This window comes from Pseudomonas sp. BRM28, from assembly GCF_002939405.1.
GTDB classification, from domain to species: Bacteria; Pseudomonadota; Gammaproteobacteria; order Pseudomonadales; family Pseudomonadaceae; genus Aquipseudomonas; species Aquipseudomonas palmensis.
Window position 1 is genome coordinate 313,846 of sequence record NZ_PEFV01000001.1, and the last position, 22,220, is coordinate 336,065.

The window sequence follows — 22,220 nt, forward strand, 5'->3', positions numbered from 1 at the left end:
CTAGAACCTCGGGGGCACGCTGACCTCAGCCAGCAGGTGGTCCAAAAAGGTCGACGGCAGTTCAGTGAGCGCCTGTCCCACAACGAGCATGCCGCGATGGGTATAGGCCGTCTCTGCAGCCATCAAAAGCCAGCTGCGAACACCTGGGTAAGCGTCAAGATCAACCCCAGCCCGGTACCGGATGCGCAGCGGGCCGACAGGACGGCCATCAGGGAAGATCAGGTAGCTTTCGCGCCCGCCCTGATGAACCTGCACAGGGCCGGTGTACGGCTCAATGACACCAGTGTCAGCCAGCAGGTGCACCGATTCGATCTCGGTGGCCTGCCCCACATCCAGCGCATGCCCCGAAGGAAACTGGCTTGGCCAGTCCTCTTCGTACAAGGCGCCACGGATAGCGGCGCCCGTCTTCGACTCGGCTTGCGCGGTCACACCGGGGATGATAATCAGGTCGATCAGCTCGGGCTGCAGATCCTCGGGTTCAAGCCGGCACTGAAATGCCACCTGGTCCAACGTCAGCACGGGCGCCCCCGTGTAGGCGATGCGACGCGCCATAGTCAGGGCTTGTCATCGTCGTCATTCTCCCCACCGTCTTCAGCATCCGCATTCGGTGGCGGCCCTACCACCGGGCCGGGCTGAGCCGGACCTTTGACAGCTGCGGCACCCTTGCCCTTTCCACCTCCCGACTTGCCCGACTTTTTGCCTTCGTACAACTGAGCACGGCCACCATCGACTAGCGACTGCGCCAGATCTTCTTCGAAACCAGCCACTTCGCCTTTGCCATAACCGCGCCAAGACCCGGTGAACTCAACAATTACCTGTGCCATAACGTTCCATCCAGTTGAGTGGCCCCGGACCATCCGGGACCAGGGATTACATGCCTGCGCCCCACTTCACCGCGACCGCTACCACGATGCTCTCGACGTGACGTGGGCCGAAGTCGTGCTTGGCGATCACACGCAGCAGCGTCTGGTCGCGCTGGAAAGCACTGACCAGATCGCCGTTGGAGTCCTTGTAGGAAGCCTCATTGCTGAAGCTCAGGGTCAAGTCCATGTCTTCGCCGATCATGCAGTCAGCGAAGTTGACGAAGTAGATTTCGGTTTCGTTGCCATCAGCACCCAGGTTCACCGGGATCTGATTGCTCAGCCCTACCGGGTAACCTTTGAGCATGCCGGCATCGATCTCGGGATAGGCCTTGTTACCGTTGCCGTCACGCAACGCTTGCAACCAACGCAGTACACGCGGCGCCATCAACCAGCCACACGACTTCATCATCACGTTCGCCGTTTCCAGGCGCAGCATCATGCCGCCCAGGAACAGATCGATCTTTTCCAGGGTCAAGCCATCCACAGCCGGGGCCGGCAGGATGTTGTAAGGCAGCGCCCAGTGACGCATACCTTTGGGCAGGGAGCCGGAACCGTCGGCACGAATGAAGTGCAGATCCTCTGACAAGCCCATGCTGACGGTGAGGTCGTTGAGCACTAACCCATCGATACGCGGGTTAACCCCACTCATGGCCAGCAGATCGTTGGAGATCGGCACGATGGCGGCGGCCTTTTTCGCCGACAGCTTGGTGTCACTGAACGTCATCCCGGTGATCGGGATATCACTGTCACTGCCGATGTACGTCACCACGGTGTTGCCGGTGATACGCGGCTGGGTCAGGTTGCCGTTGTTCAGCGGCAGGCTGGTAACGCCCATCTTGCGGACAATGGATACGGGGCGCAGCGACTCGATTACATCGGTGGCGAAGTTCTGCGGCACCAGAACACCACCAGCACCCGGGGTCACGACGCTCAGCGCCATGTGGACATCTGCCGGGAACCCGCCCTCTTTGGCCATTTGGGCAGCCGTCTGCTGGTTGCCCTGGGCAGCGGCCAGCAGGCGTGCCATCTGCGCCATGCCGGTACCGGGTTTGGACTTTTCACTGAATGGGCCAGAAATGCTGCCGCCGGGCGGACTGTTGTTGCCTTGGGCAGTCTCGCTCACCGGTACGGCACCAGCCGCGGCTAAACGCTCAGCCGATTCCGCGCGGCTGATCTTGGCAGTCAGCTCGTTGATCTGGGTTTCCAGCGTGGTGAACTGGCTCAACTGTTCGGCACTCAGGCTACCGCCGCCCGCTTCGATCTGGGCAAGCGCTTGGACCTGGGCAACCAGTTGGGCGCGGTCGTTACGCATTTGAAGTACAAGGGACATGGTGCCTCCTGGGCATAAAAAAACCCGCACAGGGCGGGTCGACTGCTACCGCGAAAGCGGTCAATTAAGGGTTTGCATGCTCAGCGCTGCAGCGCGCAGGCCGATGCGGCCGGGCTGCCTCGTTGCGCGGTTCAGCGCAACAGCGCGTGAGAGTTCGTCGACTGCATGCTGTGGGCTCTGCAGGCGGTCGGCCAAGCCGACGTTGATCGCCGTCTGACCTCGGTAAAGGCCAGCCTCGGTGGCAATGACCTGCTGTACTGAAAGGCCGCGATAGTCGGCCACTGCACTGACAAACATCTGATAGCTCTCCTGCACCAGCTCGTTCAGGAAGCGCAGCGATTGTTCGGTCAGTGGCTCATGTGGCGACAGGTCGTTTTTGTGCGCCCCGGCGAACACCGTGGTCACCTTGACCCCCTTGTCTTCCTGCATCTTGGAGCGGTCCATGTGGCTCGCAATCACCCCGATGGACCCGACACCGCTGGTCTGGCTGACAACCAGCTCGCTGCAGGCAGAACCGAGCAGGTAACCGCCGCTGTAGGCCATGAAGTTGACCAGCCCGGTGATAGGCTTCTGCTGAGTCATTGCCCGAATGTCGGCGGCCAGTTCGAAAGCGCCTACCGCTGAGCCACCGGGGCTGTCGATGTCGAGCACGATGCGCTCCACCGTCGGGTCAGCCACAGCGCGCTGCAGCTGGCTCCGGAGCCCTTCGTAACTGGTCATCGTCTCGCACATGCTCAGGTGGCTACCCCGGCTGACCAGCACCCCGCTCACCGGCACAATCTCAATGCCGGTCTGGGCAATCGCCGTGCGACGCTGTTCATCTGCCAGCGCCACGCGATCAATGGGGTCGTCTTTCCACAGCTCGGCCGCACCACCGCCGAGGTTGACGATGTTCAGGCTCATCGCCTGGTTGGCCCAGCGCATGCCCAGGTCGAGCATGTCCGGGGTCACCAGCAGGGGTTGATTGAACAGCAGGCTGGACGCCCGCAGGTACGTTCGACTCATTGGGCCAGGATCCTTTCGATTTCCGCGTGCTGCAGCTCCAGCTGCGCCCGCACTTGTGGATTGTTGAGGTCGGGCGGCGTTTTGCCGGCATCGACCATGTTCAGCGGCTGCAGGTAGATATCGCCACCGGGCACGGGCGGCATGTTCTCGAGCCGGCGAATGTCGTTGACGCTCAACCAGCCCCACTGCCGCCCAATTGCATAGGCCTCATAACGGCTCTTCTGGTCACCGCGCAGCAGGCCGGACAGGTTGAACTCGATGAAGTATTCGCGCCGGTCCGATGGCAGCAGGAAGTCGCGCATCATCGCCTGCTCATGCCGCTTGACCCACGGCAGCAACGCGAAGATCACGAACTGGATCATGAGTTGCTCAAGCGTGTTGTAATTGGACTTCTCAAGGTCGTTGACCATCGGCAAGGGGATCTTGTAAATCCGGGCAATGTCGGTACCCGTCAACTTGAGGATGCCTACAATCTCGGCATCGACGTTGCTCATAGATACCGGCTTGAAGGTCATGCCCTCCTGCAGCAGCGCGACCTTCTTGGCGTTGTCCATGCCGCCGAACTTCTGGCCCCATTGATCGACGATCTTGTCGATGCTGCCCTGATCCTTGATGGCCGGCGCTTCCCGAGGCCGCTCGATCACACCAGACACCGCGACACCGTTGGCGAAGCTCTTGCCGGTGTACTGGCGCACGGCTTGCGCCAGGCCGACCGCATCCGCGTGCAGCTCAATCGGCGACAACCCCACGTAGGGGTTGGTACCGAACCAGCGGACGTGGTGAACCATGCGCATTGGCACCACATCACCGCCGGCAATACGGTAGCAAGGCAACATGTCGGCGCCTTTGAGCACCTGCACCTGGTCGTTGTGCAACGCCCACAGCGCTGTGATGTTGCCGTCATCCCGTCGGTCGATGAAGCTGAACGAGTTGCCACGCAACCCGGCAGCGCCCTGTTGCCGCTCACGAAACTCGAAAGGCGTCTGAAAGCCGTTGGGCGCGTAGCGCAGCACATCGTACGCTGGATGGTTGATCGCTGGTTCACGCTGGCCCTTGTCCTGCCGCCGGTACAGCTCCAGCGGCAGTTGGGCCACCGTCTCGGCCAACAGGGTCAGGCAGTTCTGCAGGATGGGCAGGCCAAGCGCGCTTTCCGGGGTCACGGGCGCGCCCGACGAGCTGCGACCACGACCAATCAACCCGCGCCAAAAGCCGCTGTCAGGGTTGGTGAGGGTGCCCGCACCAGAGGCACGGACGCTGGAAAAGAACATGCTCAACCCTCCCCGGCCGGGGCCTGCACCGCAGAAGCGCGATCAGCAAGCCACGACCAGAAAAGTAAACCGCCCCCCGCCACCACCAAGCCAGCGGGCAGGGATACCAGAACCACGCCGGTTACCAACAGGGCAAAGCCCAATAGGCCGGTAAGCCAGGACAGGTACACCAGTTTCATATGCCGACCCCTTTGTCGTAGATAGATTCGCCACTCTCGGCACTGATGGCACTGCTGATACCGACCGCGATAAGCGCCGCAACAATGCCGTCGATGCGGCCGATGGCTTTGGATTTGTCGACCTTACGGTTGTTGGCCGGGTCCGAGACGATCACCGCGTTGCCAGCGCACCAGGTCATGACCGGGTTGTCGTCGTGCAGCAGTGTCTCCACCAGTTCCTCAGCCTCGGCGGGCGCCTCCAGCACCTCGTAATCCTCGGGCCCAAGATCGATCACGTCCGCGTCCTCGACCTTGCGGCCCAGCAATCGGCGTTCGAACTCGTCCACGGCCGGGCCCATGTCCTTGAAGCCCTGACCGAACGGCATCAGCTCCGGCAGCGCAATGTCGTGTTCACTCATCAGTTGCAACAAGTCTTCGATACGCCAGCGGTCATAGCCGATCCGGCGCACATCGAAAAAGTCGCAGATGGTGCGCATGCGTCGTAGCACATGCAGTTTGCTGATGGCCCGCCCCGGCGTGGTCTCAAGGTGCTTGTCCTTGATCCACAATGCGTAGGGCACCTTGTCGCGCTTCTCCCGGCCAAGCAGATCGTCGTCGGGGATCCAGAAGTACGACAGGGATCGCCAGTGCGGGTCGTGGGGTACCGGGCTGAACATCAGGACAAAGGCCGTCAGGTCGGTGGTACTGGACAGGTCGAGCCCGCCCACACAAGCCCGCTCACGCAATACCTTCATGCGCACGCGGTCAGCGGCCTGGCTCCAGATCTCCCAGGACAACCAGGGCGACGTGGCCTGCGTCCATTCGCAGAAGTTGAGGCGACGAACCACCGCCTCCTTGGCCGGCAGGCCCCGTGCCTCTTGCACCTGCTCGCGCAAGTACTTGCGGCCCGGGATCCCGTCGGTCTGGCCTTCCAGCATGAAGTCCAGCGAAGGGTTCACCTTTGGCCAACAGGCCTCATCCTTGAACGGGTCCTCGCCCTCATCCAACGAGCAGATGAAGGCGAAGAACGCTTCGTTTTCCTCTTGCCCTGCACACACCCGCACACCGTGGTCATGGTACTGACCGCAGGTCGACTTCTTGTCTGACCCGCTGTTGGTGATCATTGCGATCAAGGCGCGCCGACGGAACTTGGTACCGGCACGCATCATGTTCACGGCGCTGGCGTTCTTGTGTTCGTGCAGCTCATCGATCAACGCGATATGCGGACGCGGGCCCGATTGGCCTTCATCCGAACTGATCGGCCGGAAGAAGCTGTTGGTGTTCGGGTAGAACAGGTTCCAGACCTTTTCGTCCCGGCCCGACTGGACCAGCCGAGCGGCAAGGTGGCTGGACATGTTCACCATACTCACCGCATCGCGAAACAGGATCTGGGCCTGGTCCTTTTTGGTGGCTGCCGCGTACACCTCGGCACGCTGCTCACCATCGGCCACCAGGCCATACAAGCCGATGCCCGCCACCAATGGCGACTTGCCCGAGCCCTTTGCCGTTTCGATATAGGCCATCCGGAAGCGGCGATAGCCATCATCGCTGTACCAGCCGAACAGGCTCCCAACGACGAATGCCTGCCACGGCGCCAGGATGAACGGCAAACCTTCATAGTCACCGCCGTTCAAACACAACACGTCTTCGAAAAAGCCGATGGCCCGGGCAGCGGCATCTGCGTTCCAGATCAACCCTCTGGCACCACCTTCTTCCAGATCCCGCAGATGCCGGCGTGCGGCGTTGCGGACATTCGGCCCGGCGACAAGCTTGCCGCCCAGGACGGCATCGGCGAATGCCTTTACTCGGCATTCAGTTGAAATACTGGGCAGCTGCGTCTCGTTGGTCATTTGGGAATAACTCACCTTGCGGGGCCGCCGACGCCCTCATGTTGCGGCGTGCCAATGGCGACAAACCGAACTGGGCCGCTGCCGCGTTGGCACGCTTCTCGGCATCGTTGGCCAGTTGCCGCAGCACATGGGTCTGCTGGGCACCGGTCTTGAAGGTCTGGACTTCGCCGCCCAGGCCATCGAGAGATTCGCTGTTGCGCGTGGCGATCAGCCGCTGAAACCGGACCCAATCGGCGTAGGCCTGGCAGTAGGACGCCAGCGCCATCAGGTCCAGGTTCGACACCCAGCCCAGTGCAATCAGCGCCGGCACCAGGCGCTCCCATTCAGCAACCGCTTCACCGGCCAGAAACTCCGGCATTGGCGGTGCATTCACCGGAACGACCGGATCCTTCACCGCATTGATCAAACTGCCCAAGTTCTTTTTGCTTCGATTGCCGTTGAGCACATGTACGGACGCCGGCAACGGCGGGCGCCCGGAATTTCCATTCCCAGCCATGGGACTACCTCCTAGTCTGATACCCCCCCTCCTCCATATTTCCCGTCTTTGCGAAGAGAGGGGGGCAAGCGGTCAAGAAGAGGGGCGGAAGAATGTTTTTCACCCCCCTACCCCTGCGCGCCTGGGCAAATGGCGCGGCGCGCCAGATCAGCGGCGGTTCCAATGGTGGTTGGGATCGAGGGGAATGCCGGTTGCCGTGCAACCCGCCAGCCGGCCGCTTCGTTCAAGCCGCTGTTTGGTCGAGTCGTGGCAAAGTTTGCAGAGTGGCTGCCAGTTGCCCTGATCCCAGAACAACTTCCATGCGGCCTTGATCCGGTCCGGCTCGCCTGACGCCTTGGCGTCCATCAACCGGGGCGGGGTCTTGTGGTCGACCACCGACGCCGGCACGGGGCGGACATCGGTGGAGCACATCGAGCAGAACGGGTTCAGCGCCAGGAACGTATCCCGAGATTGCCGCCAACGGTGGCCGTAACCACGGGATGCGCTGCTGCCGCGTCGATCACTGACCTTGGCCATTGTTGGTCGGGCTCACATCGCACACGCCCAAACGCTTGGCGGCCCAGCGTTCATACAGTCCGATGGCAACATCAGCACCGGCCATCGCAGTCAAACAGCCGACAGCCGCTGACGCCCAGATCGACACACCCATCGAATACATGAGCATGTTGGTCGAGAGCCCGCACACGATGCAGGCACCCGAGCGCAGCGCGATGCGCCGCACCAACCCCCAGCCACGAGCGCCCGCCTTGTCGGCCCTCCACATCTCACCTGATACACCACCGAGCAGAGACAGTACGATCACCATCCATAGCGGCATTTCGATTAACGCTTGTTGCTCATTGGTCATGCTGGCCTCATCGGTAGAAAGCACGGCGCCGGAAAAAGAAAACCCCGCCGGATGGCAGGGTTCTCGGTGCGCCGATTGCTCGGTGCGGGCTTGCACAGCACAGTGCTTGGGGGAGCGCCGAAGCGCAATTTGCAGATCGTGGTGACTTTTTACCCTCGGACTGAAAGACCGAAAAGAGGCAATTTTCGGTCATTCGTTTCGACCCTACTTCGACGCAACTTTGGCACCAGTTGGGCGCATACCAACTCGACGAACGGTATGGGTGCGCTCGGGGCCAGCCCGCACCAGCAGGATACGCATCACCTGAAGGTGCAGCGCCTTGACCCAGTTGAAGTAGGTACGCTCAGCACCCTCAGCCAATCCCACTTCCTGCATCTGCTCACGGATGCTCAGCGCGTGCAGGTAACGGCAGTGCGCAAGGTGGGCGAGTACCTTGCCGCGTGCATCCCGCCGATCGAGCTCGGCCAGGGCCGCGTCGACCTCTGCCGCAATGTGATCCAACCCCGCACCACCAACCAAGATTCGTGTGCCAGGGGTGCCACGCGGTGCGTTGCCCTTCCACTCCATGATGCTGCCCATCTGGCTGCCCAAGCCTGACGCCAGGCCGAGCCGGGCTCGCTGCTCGGCCCAATGGCGCATCAACTGGTCAATGTCAGTAAGCATCTATCTTTCCTTGAGAGAATTAGCAGCGAGCCAGCTCAGCGGCTGCGGCTGCTTGGACAGCCAGAGCATGAGCAACCAGCGGACTCAGCATTGCCATTACCGCGAGGTAATTCCCCAAGTGATCGTCAAGCAGGATGTAATCCACGGTAGAGTCGTGAGCCATCACATCGAACAAATGCACGATACCCGGCAGCACCGCCCGATCACCATCTACGCGCTGATATCGACGGTATGCCAATTCCACGTCGTCTTGCAGGAAGAACCCCATCTTGCGAAGGAACTGATCTGGGTCCCCTATTTCCTCCCAATTCACCTGGCTGTACCGCACCAGATCCTCTGCAACACGTTTCAGTTGTCCATTCTCTACGATGTAAACAGCCATTTTTTGCTTTCCTATGCTTTATGGATAATGTCGGAACTTTGTCGGAAACCTGTCGGAACAACTAAATCCTTTAAAATCAACAAGATAATGATTGATTCAGACAATCAGACAGGTATTTAGAGAAAGCCTTACGCGTAAGAGTGTGTGCACGCGCACATGGGAACATTCATTTTTACTGTCGGATTGTCGGAATGCCCGGTTTCATTGGGCCAAGTAGTGTCGGAATGCTGTCGGAATGTTGTCTGATTGTCGGAATCAAAAGGCGCCCGCCGCAGGCAACGAATGCCTATCAAAAGCGGTGGAGAACTTGCGGCACTCCAGCCCGGCCTTACTTGCCCACTCTCGCCCCATAGCGCCCTTCTCAGCCAGAAAGGTCGGAGTTACATAGATGCGCTTCGTGATGAAGTCATCATTCTGCGTCGGGTACCTGATGTCGTTGCGTGACTGCTTCAAGTCCCTCACCGCTTCCTGAGTGAAATCCCTCTGTCTTCGCTTGAACTCGTTTGCACCGTCACACCATCGGCAAAATGCCCGCCATAGATCGTCCTGAGTGACAGCAGCAGTTACAGGAAACTCAGTCTCTCCGGCCAGCCACCGACGGACAAAGTACCGTGGCGCTGGCAGACTCCCATCAATGAGGCCCTGCTTCTCCTCGTTGAGCGGAGGCTTTGTATGGGGGCTGAAGCCCGTCAAATCAATGCTCATGAGGTATTCGTAGAACGCGGCAATGCCACCGCTATCGATCTCTGCCACTAACGCCTCGAAATACTCCTTGGGTGGTACACGGTCCACGTAGAGCACCAGATAACGCCGATCACCATCATCAAGGGCCAGCGGCACCGTTGAGTTGGACAGGAACACGAAGTTGAGGTGGTTTCGCTCCTCTCGCACCGGCATGTTCTTTTCGTTGATCTGAAGCGTATCACCGGTAACCAGGTGCTTGAGTACACCTTTGTAATGACGCATTTCCTCCCGACTGACAACTTCCTCGGCCAAGGCAAACAGTTTACGGCTTTGCCAGCCGGTGAACTGGCTTTCCAACTGCGCCTGCCCAATTGTCGTGCCGTAAGTACCGTAGATCTCCCTCACGACCTTTTCCCACAGCAGGCTCTTACCAGGGCCTTCTGCACCAAACATCACTACCGCTGTAGCCATCTTCGCGCCGGGGTGCTGCAACGGGTAAGCGATCCACTTGAGCAAGAAACGGTATTCATCGGCCCTGTTGTTACAGAGTAACCCCAGATGCTGCAAGATCAACTTGCAGCCCTCTTGGCCTCTCGCATCACGCTCCGCGTGGAAGCCGTCGAACAGGTTGAGCATCATCGGGCTGCATGTTTCTGTCGGGTCAAATACCACGTCCTGAGCCATACGCCGATGTTCACTTTCCTGCCACCACTTATAGGTCGTGCGCCCGACAGCCTCACGAATGGCAGACAGCTTGATCATCCGTGCACGGGTGCAATCCCATGCCACGTCCGAGCCATAGACAACAACAAAGTCCTTGAGCAGTTCCTGCTCCCGAATCTTGAAGCCCCCTGCGCCCCCAGGTGTGTGTGAGTCGGCCTCAAACTGCTCTTCCGGCCACTCAGGAGAAGGGGCGCAGGGAAGAGGACCCGGCTCAGCGGTTGGTACGTCCTCCACTGCTGCAACTGGCTGCGCAGGACGCTCACCGGTAGGGGCGCGGGGAAGGCCCTGCGCCGGCGGAACCGGGCGAGATAGCCCAACAATCTGGGCTGCTGCTTTTGTCGCCGCAGACACGTTGCCGCCATGGCTCAGAATGCAGAACACGTCGAACGCATCGTTCTTATGGCCATTGTTGAGCGGATCGGAGCTGTGGTGAGAGAACAGCTTATCGTCGACGATTGTTACTCCAGGCAACCCACTGCTGCTTTGAGGGCAGAGCCATTTGTTCCCCTGACGTTTGTACCCGTGCGCCTCGATCAGAGAAGCGAGGTCATGTAACCGATTGAATTCGGGGATCACCTTGGGTAGCTCGCGACCACTACGCGCCGCAGGGTGACGCTGCTCAACGGGCGCAGGCTTAACCTGAGCTGGCTTGCTCACCCACGGGCAACCCTGCTCGGCACCACGCTTGAAATCCTCCCAACCCTGCCAGATTGCCAACAGCTCAGGCGGCAGCTCGGGAAGTCCGCCCGGCTTAGGCGGATTGATCCAGATGTATGGCTTACCCGTACCTGGATGAATTGACGGCGGTAAAACGTCCTGCACCAAACCGGCACGCAACTCCAGCACCGTGAACTTCTTGAATGGCTCAGCAGCCAACCGCATAGCGCCTTCGCGAGCAGCATCACCCGCCTCTTTCGCTGCATTGGCCTGATCCATCAATGCCTTGAAGATCGATCCGTCGGGGTCTTTCTGGCTTGGCCAGGTTAACGAATGTCGGCTCAGTTCAACCCCGTCAGGCACGCGAAACAACAACCTTAAACGGGCTGGGTTTCCCACTACTGTCGGGTAGGCATCCGCGAGAGCGTCCAGATCCAGGCCGAGCTGGGCACCCAGCACGAAACGGGTCCACTCGACGTCATCGACATCCAGCGAACAGACCCTGCTTGGACCCAACACGACCCCAAGGTTATGCGAAGGGTTCGCCTGCCAGAACGCCTCAGCGCTATCAGCGTCAGTGAAGTAACCGCCCGGCTTGTTCCAACCCATCCCTTTTGGTGTTTTCTCACCAGGCTCAATTGGCACCAGGGCGAGCCCAAACGTATCGATGTAGCGCCGCGCCCATGCGGCCATTGGCATTCCGTTGCGGTTACTCATCGGCGTCGCTCCCGCAGGTCTTGGCAACTGATGCAGGTCTCACAGCCAGACACCGCCAGTTGGCGTGGCAGAGGAATGGCTTCATCGCAGTCAGCGCAGAACTGAGCGCTTGGCTGCTGCGAAAGGCGAGTACGGCGCCCAAGGGCGAGCTGCAGCAGGTAGTCGGCCTGGTCATTGGCCATATCAGCTTCATCAGCCATCGATATGATCCTCCATCGCCTGCCGAGCACCCGCCATGATGCCCAGCACCTCGCGGATAACGTCGGCGCCCTGCTTTTCCAGGTCTAGTACCTCGTGCAGCTCCCAGTGCTTGTCGGCGGCCCCTTTATGCAGGCTCGCAACGAACTCGCCCGCTTCACCCAGCAGCTTGCCGACAGCCTTCAGTGCCTCACGGCTGGCAGGTACGGGAATGGGGCGGTACCAGACGGCACCCGCCGGCCTGACCAGCGCATCGAGCAGGCGCGGATCGGCCGTCAACCGAATGACTTCCTCCAGCTCATCAGGATTCAGCCACCGGCGCTCTTCATCGTGTTTTAGCTTTTTTTGCAGGGCGTCGTTTTCGACGACCATTTCGAATGCCAGGCGGGTGATACCGCCCTGATAATCACGCGCTGCGCGATAGATTGCATGCCGTAAGGACAAAACCGGGCCAGCGCCCGGCAGTAGATCTATGCGACTCATAACCGTAAAACCTCCGTTTACGGTGTAGCCATAGGATTAGGTACGACCTATCCTACGACCACGACCGATGTGCTGTGCTGTGCGTCGTCGTCGCTGGACTGGGGAGGTGAGAGGCCCCGGTCCAGCACCCTACTTTCTCGTTTGCCTCAAATACGCCCAATCAATATCAGGCCGCAGAACTTCGCAGCTGATGGCGCCGTTCGTTTCCCGATCCAAGCCAACGGCCAGACCAGCGCTTGCACGTCGATTGCCATAGGCCACCTGCTTTAACTGGCCCGCAGACGTTCCGCAGCGGCGCGCAAAAGCCTCAAGCCCCTCCTTGTCCATCGTTTTCAAGTACTCGCTAAGTGTCATATGGCCCTCCATTGGCGGAAAGATTAGCAATTGCTAATTGACAAGACAATAGCATTTCGTAATTTACTGTTTGCTAACGGAAAGCAATCATCGCGGTATGGATATCAACGAAAGGCGTATCGCCTCCCTCCGCAAGATCATGGGGCCCATGAGCCAGAAGGAATTTGCCGAGGCTCATGACCTAGACGCGTCGTACCTGTCGCAATTGCTCAACGGCCATCGCAAGTTGGGGGAAAAGGCTGCTCTGAATCTCGAGGTCAAGATCGGGCTTGCTGCTGGAACGCTTACCTCCCCTCGTACCGAGGGATCCCCAACAAGTAACCCGGACAATGTCGTTCAACTGCCTGCTCCCGCTCGGTCAGCCAAGGACAAGAACTTCGTCCTGATACCACATCTGGATATTGCGGCGTCTATGGGGCCTGGCAAGGCAGCCCCGAATATGCACATTGAAGTCATACGCGACATGACGGTCCACCTCGATTGGCTGAGGATGCAGGGCCTCGCTTTTTCGAAGATTGACAACCTCGCGATTATTTCCGGCGATGGCGACAGCATGTCCGGCACGTTTACCGATGGCGATGCTCTGCTCGTTGATAGAGGCATCACAGAAGTCAGGACAGATGCGATTTACGTCTTTACCCTCGACGGCGACCTGTACATCAAGCGCCTTCAGCGGATGACTGGTGGGCAGCTCAGGATGATCTCAGACAACCCTGTTTATCCCCCGATCATCATCGACGAATCAATGATTGATCGTATGCACATACAGGCGCGCGTCCTGCTAGCCTGGAACGCCAAAAAGCTGTAACCCTCTCCACCGCTGTGTCATTTGGCCATAGGTCGAGCACAGCCGCGTCAAAATTACTTAGCATTTGCTATTGCTCAATATTTTAGCTTTTGCTAATTTCAGCCCGTGTCACTCCTCTCACACATAGGACACGGCCTTATGAAATCAGCACAGCAGCTTCTCTGCAGGATCTACCTGCACCCCTCCATTTGCAGTAGCCGAACAGCAATTGGCGCCATCCAACAGCAAACTGGCCTCCTTATCGTCACCACCCAAAGTGGCTACGCCCAAGCCATTCGCCCTACCCCCCCAACAGCGGGGGCCCAGGCATGAGCGCCTTTGTCATTCCATTCGGCAAACAAGGCCTGCTGCACCAGGTGCTTAGTACAGGTGGCTCCACGAGGTGCCCGTTGTATTGCCCAGCAGTTCAACTCGACGCTGACATAGAAGTTGAGCTGAGCAGTGGGCAGGTGCACATCAAGGTGGCATTTGGCGAGTTGACCGGCTCGCTGACCCTTCCACACAACGACCGGGCCAATCACCTGCACTTGCGCGACTTCGTTCAGGACGTGGCCAACGGGCGTACAGAGGCCGGAAGCACTCAACAGGCCATTGCCCTGATGGAAGCACTCGACCACGTAGACACGGTGCTACAGCCCGGCCAGGTTGCGTACATCACACCCACCATATCGGATGTGCATCCCTTCGGCGCAGTGGTCACGAACGGGTTGGGTGAAGTGTGCGCAGCAGCCATGGGCAGCAGCAAAGAGCACCTGGCCGAGCTGATCAGCCGCAAGTTGCAACGTTACCCCGAGGGGACCGGGGAGCGCGCATGAGCGACACGCTAGCCCAGTTGCGTCGCCAGTGGACCACCCCATGCCCAACCTTGAGCGCTGTCCGGGAGCACTATTTCCCGCACATCAAGACGGATCGGCACCTGCGCAACCTGATCAACGCCGGCCGTATCCCACTCAAGCTGAGCAAGCTGCACCGCTCTGTACGCGCTGAGCACGTGGTTTACCTGCATGAACTCGCTGCCTATCTGGACTCACAAGCCCAGTCAGCGGCATGACAAGGCGGCCCCGGCCATCAGGGGCAACACTACCTGCCGCACCTCTCACATGGCCTATGCCGGCGGCGGGCACAGTTTGGAGCACAGCACATGCAACCACAGCAAATCATCCTTGCCCTGGCCACCCTCTGGCTGTTCACGCTGGCGGCACTGCCATTCCTGTTCAACGCAGCTTGCCGTCGAGCAAAAGAAAGCGGCTTAGCCGCGGGGCTCGCACAGCGGGAAGCCGACCATGCCAGGCAGATCGCCGCCCTGAACGCGGACATTGACGCCATCGCCCAGGAGCGCCTGACAGAACAGCGGGCGCACCTGCTAGCAACGAGTCAGCGGCTGGCTCACATCGAAGAACTTGAAGCCAGGATCATGTCGTACACCGGGCTCGCCGTGACGAAGGCTGATTACGAACACCTTACAAACGCTGCGGAAACACTGCGCCTTGCCCGCAACACTTGGCAAAAGCTGCAAGGCACCGAGCCGTGGTGTGCACGCGCATACACCGAATGCCAAGGCCTTCTGAAACTCGCCAGCCGCGTGCATGCAGAGTTGCGCACCAGCCCCAGCTCGGCCATTCAGCAAGGGGATGCGGCATGAGCACTACACATGATCAGCAGGAACGTGAACGCATCATCCGCAAGATCAAGCACTGCCTTGCACTTTCTGCCAGCTCCAACGAACACGAAGCTGCTGCAGCGATGCGCCAGGCTCAGAAGCTGATGCGCAAATACCGGCTCACCGAACTCGACGTGCACATCAGTTCTGTGGGGAAAACCTATGGCACCCAGGTGAAATGCCGCCGGCCTTCCTGGGATCGAGACCTGATCAACGTCGTGGCCCAGGCCTTCAACTGCAAAGGGTTCACCCACAGCAACTGGGACGCAGCGTCCGGTGGTCGCAGAGAAAGGGCGCTGTTTATTGGCGTGTCTCCAGCGCAGGAAATTGCCAAGTACGCCTATGACACTTTGCTGGTGAAGGTGACCAGCGCCAGGAGGGAGCACGTTGCCAAAATCAAAAGCGGATTGCTTCCCCAAGCCCGGTTCACCCCCGAAACCCGAGGAAACCACTTCGCCCAAGCATGGGTTGGCCAGGTCCATTACAAGCTGCAGGAACTGGTACCAGAGGTGGATGAACCTGATGACGACAACAGTAGCGACGAGCGAGCACTAGCGGTTACTGAGTCCAGGGAACACGCCCTGATAGATGCCTTCGTACATCAATTGACGAAAGGGAACGGGGCAGCCACCGAGCGCAGCCGGAAAGGGCCAGAAGCAAACATCGAAGATCTGATGCTGGGCATGAGGGCGGGCCAAGCCGTTGAGCTGAACCAGGGGCTGGCAAGTGCGGGGGATTTGGCCTCGACCTTAGAGCACGAGACGCGGGAGGTCGCATGAGCGTTCCACGCTGGGTAATGATCAAACGCGCCGCTGAACTTACTGGGTACAGCGAAGATGCCATCCGCCACAAAGTGAAGGATGGCACCTGGGCACAAGGCCGCGTCTGGCGCAAAGCTCCAGACGGCCGCATCGCAATCAACATGGCGGAGTATGACAAGTGGGCCGAGAGCGCATCGCAAGTGGCTTAGAGGCCGAGCTGGCTAAGCACACGGGCATTGAGATTCATGGCGGCAACTTGCGGATCGTCTTCATGTGGCGACGCATCCGCTGCCGTGAGTCTCTGGGCCTGCCGGTGACCAAAGCCAACATAAAGCACGCCGACCAGCTTAGGGCGGCGGTGCTTCATGAGATCAAGACCAACACCTTCGAGTACGGGAGACACTTCCCGAACTCGAAGCATGCCACCAACTACAGCAGCGCGAAGGACGAGCGCCTGGAGGCCCTGGCGGAACGCTACAAGCCGCTGAAGGCCATCGACATCACCGCCATGACCGAGGAGAAGTACTCCTACGCCATCGACATATGCGTCGAGCTGGTGGGCAAAGATCGACTGGCCGGCATCCTGCTGCCCGAGGATATCCACTTACTCCGGGCACGCCTGATCGAGACCCGCGCACCGTCGACCGCCAACCATTACTTGGCCACCTTCTCCGGCTTCCTCACCTGGTGCGAGAGCAACAAGTACTGCGTGGCCGGGCTCGCTGCTGCGTGCACACGCTTTGCCATGAGCGAGAAAGAGCCGGATCCACTGACGCACGAGGAGTTCGACCTGATCGTCACGAAAGGCTGCCTGCACCCTCAAGATGTCGCGGCAACCACGCTTGCCGTCTACACCGGCCTGCGACCTGGTGAACTGTGCGCGCTGGCCGTGGAAGACATCGACCTGCAGGCTGGGAAGATCGAAGTAACGCGGGCGATCACCGCCAACGGCACATTCAAGCTCCCCAAGACAGGCAAACCCCGCACGGTGCTGCTGATGGAGCCCGCGATCGAGGCGTGCCGAACACTGATTGCCATCGTGGCCAAGCACCCCAAGCGGGACATTCGCGTGTACCACAACCGGCATGAATGGCGAGACGAGTCGGTCACCCCGCTTCTATCCCCTAGTACGCAGGCAAGGAAGCGGGTGATCAATGAGTGGTTCGTCTCAACTGCCTGGAACACGAAATGGGCAGGTATTCAACGTCGCGCCGGGATCCGGCCTAGGCGCCCGTACCAGACACGACACACCTATGCCTGCTGGTGCCTGACTGCCCGAGGGAACCTTGCATTCATTGCGAAGCAGATGGGGCACAAGGACTTCACGATGCTGGTGGAGGTCTATAGCAAATGGATGGATGACGAGTCGCCAACAGAACTCGCCCGCATCTGGGAGGGAATCAATAAAATCTCACAGAAACGTAAAACACGAGAGTCAAAATGACTAGAATTCCGCTCAGGAGGCAGCCGGGCGGCTTTGCCGCCCGGCTGCCTCCTGAGTATTTTCTGACACGAAGCGAGAGATATTCCTAATCTATGGGATCGTCAAGAATAATGTCAACCAGTCTTTACCTTTCCTCGATGCTGACATAGTGACATGCGCCTCACACCAGTCTAAACTCAGGGCAACTGCGGCAGACGCCCAGCCTCAGATGGACCAATGGCCTGCCCCAAGCAGACCAAGGAGATTTTCCATGAGCACCCCGACTCTTGCGCCGAAACGCAGGGTTGATCAAGATCTTGACGCACCTGTCCTCTACGACTTGGATCTTATGAAAGCATCCTTAGCCAGTGGAGTAATGTGTGTGCCGAAAGGTATCACTCGAGAAGCACGTCGCAAATACGTGCGTGAGCAGCTGAAGAATGTCCCTAACGGTTAAACTCAGCATACATTTTTCCCAGCGATATGATGGCTTGCCAGAGCGCGACCTGGATCATATCGATGCCTTCTGGGACCATTGTGAAAAGCATGGTCTCGCGGGATGGAAAGGCAAAATAAAGCCTAGCTGGATCGTACCCGAGCATTATCCCGACAAAGCAACGCGGGAATCTCATGCGAAGCTTAATCAGCTTTGGCACGCGCATATTGGGATTCCAAGCTGGAAGCCATCGAAAAATGCACTAGCTCAATATCAGACGTCTGATTGGGTTGTGCATTTCCGATACAATCCAAATGAAGGCTGGATCATGCTATGCGATTACGGCGACCACGATCCGTTTGAGCTCCCGGAGCTAGATCGCCTTACCGAGGAGGCATAACCCCAGGGTTTGGCCCTTTCACTCCGATAAGCTGCAAAATTGGCGTAGATCGAGCACACAACAAAAAGCCCGGCATTGACCGGGCTTTTTGTTGTGTGCTTCTCAGCACATCATGACGGGCTTTTCGATGCCCAACTCAGCACACGCCTCTTTGAGACTTTGATCAGCCTCTTGAAAACGGCGAACTCGGGCTAGGGTGAAATCGCGACCGCTCAACCCATCTTTGCGAGGGGTTGCAGCGTGCTTGGCTTGGTAAGCTCTAGCGCTAAAGCTTTTCATGACTCGATTCCTTTCCTTACAAGGGAATAAAGCAATCTTTGTTGCTTTGATATGCTTCTAGCATGTGTTGCAGCACATGCTTATACGTAACGTGCGATGTTGAGTACGTAGCCGTGTGGATATCCTGCAACCCCTGATCCTCAAGATAACGGTAGAACAGATCGTCGAACATATCTACCTGATCTCGGACGCTTGCCCGGATAGCTTTATTCTTGAAGTCATCAATGAAGCAGTAATACTCACCTTCAGGCCAGCGAGGACGGTGGTACATCAACACGGCCGGCTTGAGGGGGTCTACGGACACAACTCGACCTTCGTTAGGGTCATTCTCCAGGTTGATCGGATCCAATGCGTACCACAACCAAAGTACTGCAGCACAACTCATTGCAAACCGACCAACGGCAATCTCAACGTCAGCATTGGTTCTCGCCAAAGCCTCTATGAGATCCTGCAGCTGGCCTACGTTGCCACCTGGGTTAGCCCGCAAGTAAATGCGAATCTTCTTTCCTAGGGGAGCGTCTTGTAGTACCTGGATCAACGGCCGAACCGACTCAGTGTCAATACAACTGAGTTCAATGGTTTCCCTATCATCCTTCACCACATGCAGTTGTGACACTACGGATTCAACAGCAGTTCCATCCTGCACGGCGATCGCACCTACTTCCATGAATGACCCTTAAACAACGCGTTCTTGTTGTCAAAAATCTTACAACAATAGTGGCATTTTGCCATCACAATGATCGCAAAAAACCCGGCTTCTGCCGGGTTTTTGTCGATCACTCCCTGCGAGACACGCAAAGACGATCCGATAGGCAAATGGTCGACGATGAGGCCATTTGATGTCAAGCAAAGCCTTCGTGACATGTCACATTTTTTAGGTGATTCGACCGGAGAGGAGCTTCTAAGAGCCACCTCCTCGGGTCATCCATAGCCAAGGATGTCTGCCTTAATAAGTGAGCGTGTTAACCTACCGGCCTAGCGGGTCTCAGACGTCCTGAATCGCGTTGAGCTGTGGGCGGCATCAGCCCCTTGGAACCAGCGCAAAGGCCCCAAATTTGCCCCACCACTTCGAGACCCAAAGCTTAAGCCATTGATGAATAGAGCAATTTTAGATTTATCAACACACACCCCGATGATGCAGCAGTACTGGAAGCTGAAGAACCAGCACCCGGACCAGCTGATGTTCTACCGCATGGGCGATTTCTACGAGATCTTCTACGAAGACGCGAAGAAGGCCGCCAAACTGCTGGATATCACCCTGACCGCCCGCGGGCAGTCGGCGGGCCAGTCGATCCCCATGTGCGGTATCCCCTACCACGCCGCCGAAGGCTACCTGGCCAAGCTGGTGAAGCTGGGCGAATCGGTGGTGATCTGCGAGCAGATCGGCGACCCGGCCACCAGCAAGGGCCCGGTGGAACGCCAGGTGGTGCGCATCATCACCCCAGGCACGGTCAGCGACGAAGCCCTGCTCGACGAGCGCCGCGACAACCTGATCGCCGCCGTACTGGGTGACGAACGCCTGTTCGGCCTGGCCGTGCTGGATATCACCAGCGGCAACTTCACCGTGCAGGAGTTCAAGGGCTGGGAAAACCTGCTGGCCGAGCTCGAGCGGGTCAACCCCGTGGAGCTGCTGATCCCCGACGACTGGCCCCAGGGCCTGCCCGCCGAGAAGCGCCGTGGCTCGCGCCGCCGCGCACCATGGGACTTCGACCGTGACTCGGCGCGCAAGAGCCTGTGCCAGCAGTTCGCAACCCAGGACCTCAAGGGCTTCGGCTGCGAGAAGCTGACCCTGGCCATCGGCGCCGCCGGCTGCCTGCTCGCCTACGCCAAGGAAACCCAGCGCACCGCCCTGCCGCACCTGCGCAGCCTCAAGCACGAGCGGCTGGACGACACCGTGGTGCTCGACGGCGCCAGCCGGCGCAACCTGGAGCTGGACGTCAACCTGGCCGGGGGCCGCGACAACACTCTGCAATCGGTGATCGACCGCTGTCAGACCGCCATGGGCAGCCGCCTGCTGACCCGCTGGCTGAACCGGCCGCTGCGTGACCTGAAGGTGCTGCAGGCCCGCCAGAGCTCGATTCGCTGCCTACTCGACGGCTACCGCTTCGAGAAGCTGCAACCGCAACTGAAGGACATCGGCGATATCGAGCGGATTCTCGCCCGTATCGGCCTGCGCAATGCTCGCCCACGGGACCTGGCGCGCCTGCGCGACGCGCTTGGCGCGCTGCCTGAACTGCAGAACGCCATGGCCGAGCTGGAGGCACCGCATCTGGCGCGCCTGGCGGCCATCGCCGGTACCTACCCGGAACTGGCCGACCTGCTGCAGAAGGCGATCATCGACAACCCGCCTGCGGTGATCCGTGATGGCGGCGTGCTCAAGGTCGGCTATGACGCCGAGCTCGACGACCTGCTGTCGATGAGCGAGAACGCCGGGCAGTTCCTGATCGACCTCGAAGCCCGCGAAAAGGCCCGCACGGGCCTTGCCAACCTCAAGGTCGGCTACAACCGCGTGCATGGCTACTTCATCGAGCTGCCGAGCAAGCAGGCCGAACAGGCGCCGGCCGATTACATCCGCCGCCAGACCCTCAAGGGCGCCGAGCGCTTCATCACCCCCGAGCTCAAGACGTTCGAAGACAAGGCGCTGTCGGCCAAGAGCCGCGCCCTGGCGCGCGAGAAGATGCTCTACGATGCGTTGCTCGAAACCCTGATCGGCCACCTGGCCCCGCTGCAGGACACCGCCGCGGCGCTGGCCGAACTGGATGTGGTCAGCAACCTGGCCGAGCGTGCGCTGAACCTTGACCTCAACTGCCCGACATTCGTCGACGAACCGTGCATGCGCATCAGCCAGGGTCGCCACCCGGTGGTCGAGCAGGTGTTGACCACGCCGTTCGTGGCCAACGACCTGGGCCTGGACGACAACACGCGCATGCTGGTGATCACCGGCCCGAACATGGGTGGTAAGTCCACCTACATGCGCCAGACCGCACTGATCGTGCTGCTGGCGCATATCGGCAGCTTCGTGCCGGCCGCCAGCTGCGAGCTGTCGCTGGTGGACCGCATCTTCACCCGTATCGGTTCCAGCGACGACCTGGCCGGCGGGCGCTCTACCTTCATGGTGGAGATGAGCGAAACCGCCAACATCCTGCACAACGCCACCGAACGCAGCCTGGTGCTGATGGACGAAGTGGGCCGCGGCACCAGTACCTTCGACGGCCTCTCGCTGGCCTGGGCCGCCGCCGAGCGCCTGGCCCAGCTGCGCGCCTACACGCTGTTTGCCACGCACTACTTCGAACTGACCGTGCTGCCCGAAAGCGAGCCGCTGGTGGCCAACGTGCACCTGAACGCTACCGAGCACAACGAACGCATCGTGTTCCTGCACCATGTGCTGCCAGGGCCTGCCAGCCAGAGCTACGGCCTGGCAGTGGCACAACTGGCAGGCGTGCCGGCACCGGTGATCCAGCGAGCCCGCGAGCACCTGGGCCGCCTGGAAACCAACAGCCTGCCCCACGAAACCGCGCCAGCAAGCCCGGGAGCGCCCAGCACGCCGCACCAGAGCGACCTGTTCGCCAGCCTGCCGCATCCGGTGATCGAGAAGATCGGCAAGCTCGACGTGGACAACCTGACGCCACGCCAAGCTATCGAAATGCTCTATACACTAAAGACTCTGTTATAACGCCCCATCGCACAAACTGATAGAATCCCGCGCGGTTCGGCGGGGCAGCGAGTTATTAGCCTGGCTCGCTGCCGACCTACCGAACCGAGCGGCCCTGTCTGG

Annotated in this window: 27 protein-coding genes; 10 read left to right on the top strand and 17 right to left on the bottom strand. The window is 59.5% G+C overall.

Going from position 1 to position 22,220, the window contains the following annotated elements:
• From CR917_RS01505 to CR917_RS01575, 16 genes are all read right to left on the bottom strand, one after another.
• Positions 1 to 519: a hypothetical protein gene (locus CR917_RS01505; RefSeq protein ID WP_218278971.1), complete on the bottom strand. Its 519-nt coding sequence runs from the start codon at positions 517 to 519 to the stop codon at positions 1 to 3.
• 35 nt (positions 520 to 554) lie between these two features.
• The gene (locus CR917_RS01510) at positions 555 to 824 is read right to left on the bottom strand and encodes a hypothetical protein (RefSeq protein ID WP_104571805.1); all 270 of its coding nucleotides are present in this window, start codon (positions 822 to 824) and stop codon (positions 555 to 557) included.
• A gap of 46 nt (positions 825 to 870) precedes the next feature.
• Positions 871 to 2,193 (bottom strand): phage major capsid protein, encoded by a 1,323-nt coding sequence (locus CR917_RS01515; protein ID WP_104571806.1) that lies wholly within the window; start codon positions 2,191 to 2,193, stop codon positions 871 to 873.
• Between the two features lie 60 nt (positions 2,194 to 2,253).
• Positions 2,254 to 3,198, bottom strand: coding sequence for a S49 family peptidase (locus tag CR917_RS01520; protein ID WP_043863300.1), 945 nt, complete (start codon positions 3,196 to 3,198; stop codon positions 2,254 to 2,256).
• Complete coding sequence (locus CR917_RS01525) at positions 3,195 to 4,466, bottom strand: phage portal protein (protein WP_104571807.1); 1,272 nt, start codon at positions 4,464 to 4,466, stop codon at positions 3,195 to 3,197. Before CR917_RS01525 ends, CR917_RS01520 begins: the two co-directional genes overlap by 4 nt.
• Before the next feature lie 2 nt (positions 4,467 to 4,468).
• On the bottom strand, positions 4,469 to 4,645 hold the full coding sequence (locus CR917_RS27355; RefSeq protein ID WP_173925033.1) for a hypothetical protein: 177 nt from the start codon (positions 4,643 to 4,645) through the stop codon (positions 4,469 to 4,471).
• Entirely contained in the window at positions 4,642 to 6,474 is a 1,833-nt protein-coding gene (locus CR917_RS01530; RefSeq protein ID WP_104571808.1) for a terminase large subunit, read from the bottom strand. Before CR917_RS01530 ends, CR917_RS27355 begins: the two co-directional genes overlap by 4 nt.
• Complete coding sequence (locus CR917_RS01535; RefSeq protein WP_104571809.1) at positions 6,437 to 6,970, bottom strand: phage terminase small subunit P27 family; 534 nt, start codon at positions 6,968 to 6,970, stop codon at positions 6,437 to 6,439. Before CR917_RS01535 ends, CR917_RS01530 begins: the two co-directional genes overlap by 38 nt.
• A gap of 147 nt (positions 6,971 to 7,117) precedes the next feature.
• Entirely contained in the window at positions 7,118 to 7,486 is a 369-nt protein-coding gene (locus CR917_RS01540) for an HNH endonuclease (protein ID WP_104571810.1), read from the bottom strand.
• A complete protein-coding gene (locus tag CR917_RS01545; protein WP_043863295.1) occupies positions 7,470 to 7,817 on the bottom strand; it encodes a phage holin family protein in 348 nt (115 codons plus the stop codon). Before CR917_RS01545 ends, CR917_RS01540 begins: the two co-directional genes overlap by 17 nt.
• A gap of 204 nt (positions 7,818 to 8,021) precedes the next feature.
• On the bottom strand, positions 8,022 to 8,480 hold the full coding sequence (locus tag CR917_RS01550) for a hypothetical protein (RefSeq protein WP_256589599.1): 459 nt from the start codon (positions 8,478 to 8,480) through the stop codon (positions 8,022 to 8,024).
• Positions 8,481 to 8,499: 19 nt separating this feature from the next.
• Complete coding sequence (locus tag CR917_RS01555; RefSeq protein ID WP_104571811.1) at positions 8,500 to 8,862, bottom strand: hypothetical protein; 363 nt, start codon at positions 8,860 to 8,862, stop codon at positions 8,500 to 8,502.
• Between the two features lie 255 nt (positions 8,863 to 9,117).
• Entirely contained in the window at positions 9,118 to 11,643 is a 2,526-nt protein-coding gene (locus CR917_RS01560) for a bifunctional DNA primase/polymerase (RefSeq protein ID WP_104571812.1), read from the bottom strand.
• Complete coding sequence (locus tag CR917_RS01565; protein ID WP_104571813.1) at positions 11,640 to 11,843, bottom strand: TraR/DksA C4-type zinc finger protein; 204 nt, start codon at positions 11,841 to 11,843, stop codon at positions 11,640 to 11,642. The genes CR917_RS01560 and CR917_RS01565 overlap by 4 nt, the downstream gene beginning before the upstream one ends.
• Entirely contained in the window at positions 11,836 to 12,324 is a 489-nt protein-coding gene (locus CR917_RS01570; protein WP_104571814.1) for a phage regulatory CII family protein, read from the bottom strand. Before CR917_RS01570 ends, CR917_RS01565 begins: the two co-directional genes overlap by 8 nt.
• Positions 12,325 to 12,453: 129 nt before the next feature.
• A complete protein-coding gene (locus CR917_RS01575; protein ID WP_104571815.1) occupies positions 12,454 to 12,678 on the bottom strand; it encodes a YdaS family helix-turn-helix protein in 225 nt (74 codons plus the stop codon).
• Positions 12,679 to 12,775: 97 nt separating this feature from the next.
• On the opposite strand from CR917_RS01575, the gene CR917_RS01580 reads away from it, so the two are divergent.
• The 9 genes from CR917_RS01580 to CR917_RS27245 all read left to right on the top strand — a co-directional run bounded on the left by CR917_RS01580 (position 12,776) and on the right by CR917_RS27245 (position 18,166).
• Positions 12,776 to 13,486, top strand: coding sequence for a LexA family transcriptional regulator (locus CR917_RS01580; RefSeq protein ID WP_104571816.1), 711 nt, complete (start codon positions 12,776 to 12,778; stop codon positions 13,484 to 13,486).
• Between the two features lie 308 nt (positions 13,487 to 13,794).
• A complete protein-coding gene (locus CR917_RS01585; RefSeq protein WP_104571817.1) occupies positions 13,795 to 14,301 on the top strand; it encodes a hypothetical protein in 507 nt (168 codons plus the stop codon).
• Positions 14,298 to 14,537: a pyocin activator PrtN family protein gene (locus tag CR917_RS01590; RefSeq protein ID WP_104571818.1), complete on the top strand. Its 240-nt coding sequence runs from the start codon at positions 14,298 to 14,300 to the stop codon at positions 14,535 to 14,537. Before CR917_RS01585 ends, CR917_RS01590 begins: the two co-directional genes overlap by 4 nt.
• A gap of 90 nt (positions 14,538 to 14,627) precedes the next feature.
• Positions 14,628 to 15,128 (top strand): hypothetical protein, encoded by a 501-nt coding sequence (locus CR917_RS01595; protein ID WP_104571819.1) that lies wholly within the window; start codon positions 14,628 to 14,630, stop codon positions 15,126 to 15,128.
• Positions 15,125 to 15,925, top strand: coding sequence for a DUF2786 domain-containing protein (locus CR917_RS01600; RefSeq protein WP_104571820.1), 801 nt, complete (start codon positions 15,125 to 15,127; stop codon positions 15,923 to 15,925). Before CR917_RS01595 ends, CR917_RS01600 begins: the two co-directional genes overlap by 4 nt.
• A complete protein-coding gene (locus CR917_RS01605; protein WP_043863285.1) occupies positions 15,922 to 16,116 on the top strand; it encodes a hypothetical protein in 195 nt (64 codons plus the stop codon). The genes CR917_RS01600 and CR917_RS01605 overlap by 4 nt, the downstream gene beginning before the upstream one ends.
• Entirely contained in the window at positions 16,086 to 17,351 is a 1,266-nt protein-coding gene (locus CR917_RS01610) for a site-specific integrase (RefSeq protein WP_104571821.1), read from the top strand. The genes CR917_RS01605 and CR917_RS01610 overlap by 31 nt, the downstream gene beginning before the upstream one ends.
• A gap of 250 nt (positions 17,352 to 17,601) precedes the next feature.
• Entirely contained in the window at positions 17,602 to 17,787 is a 186-nt protein-coding gene (locus CR917_RS27000; RefSeq protein ID WP_146094975.1) for a hypothetical protein, read from the top strand.
• Positions 17,771 to 18,166: a hypothetical protein gene (locus CR917_RS27245; RefSeq protein WP_158255573.1), complete on the top strand. Its 396-nt coding sequence runs from the start codon at positions 17,771 to 17,773 to the stop codon at positions 18,164 to 18,166. The genes CR917_RS27000 and CR917_RS27245 overlap by 17 nt, the downstream gene beginning before the upstream one ends.
• 295 nt (positions 18,167 to 18,461) lie before the next feature.
• Here CR917_RS27245 and CR917_RS01620 read toward each other — a convergent pair whose 3' ends face one another.
• Positions 18,462 to 19,112: a hypothetical protein gene (locus CR917_RS01620; RefSeq protein ID WP_104571823.1), complete on the bottom strand. Its 651-nt coding sequence runs from the start codon at positions 19,110 to 19,112 to the stop codon at positions 18,462 to 18,464.
• A 438-nt stretch (positions 19,113 to 19,550) separates the two neighbouring features.
• On the opposite strand from CR917_RS01620, the gene mutS reads away from it, so the two are divergent.
• Positions 19,551 to 22,118: a DNA mismatch repair protein MutS gene (gene mutS, locus CR917_RS01625; protein ID WP_173925071.1), complete on the top strand. Its 2,568-nt coding sequence runs from the start codon at positions 19,551 to 19,553 to the stop codon at positions 22,116 to 22,118.
• Positions 22,119 to 22,220: the final 102 nt, after the last annotated feature.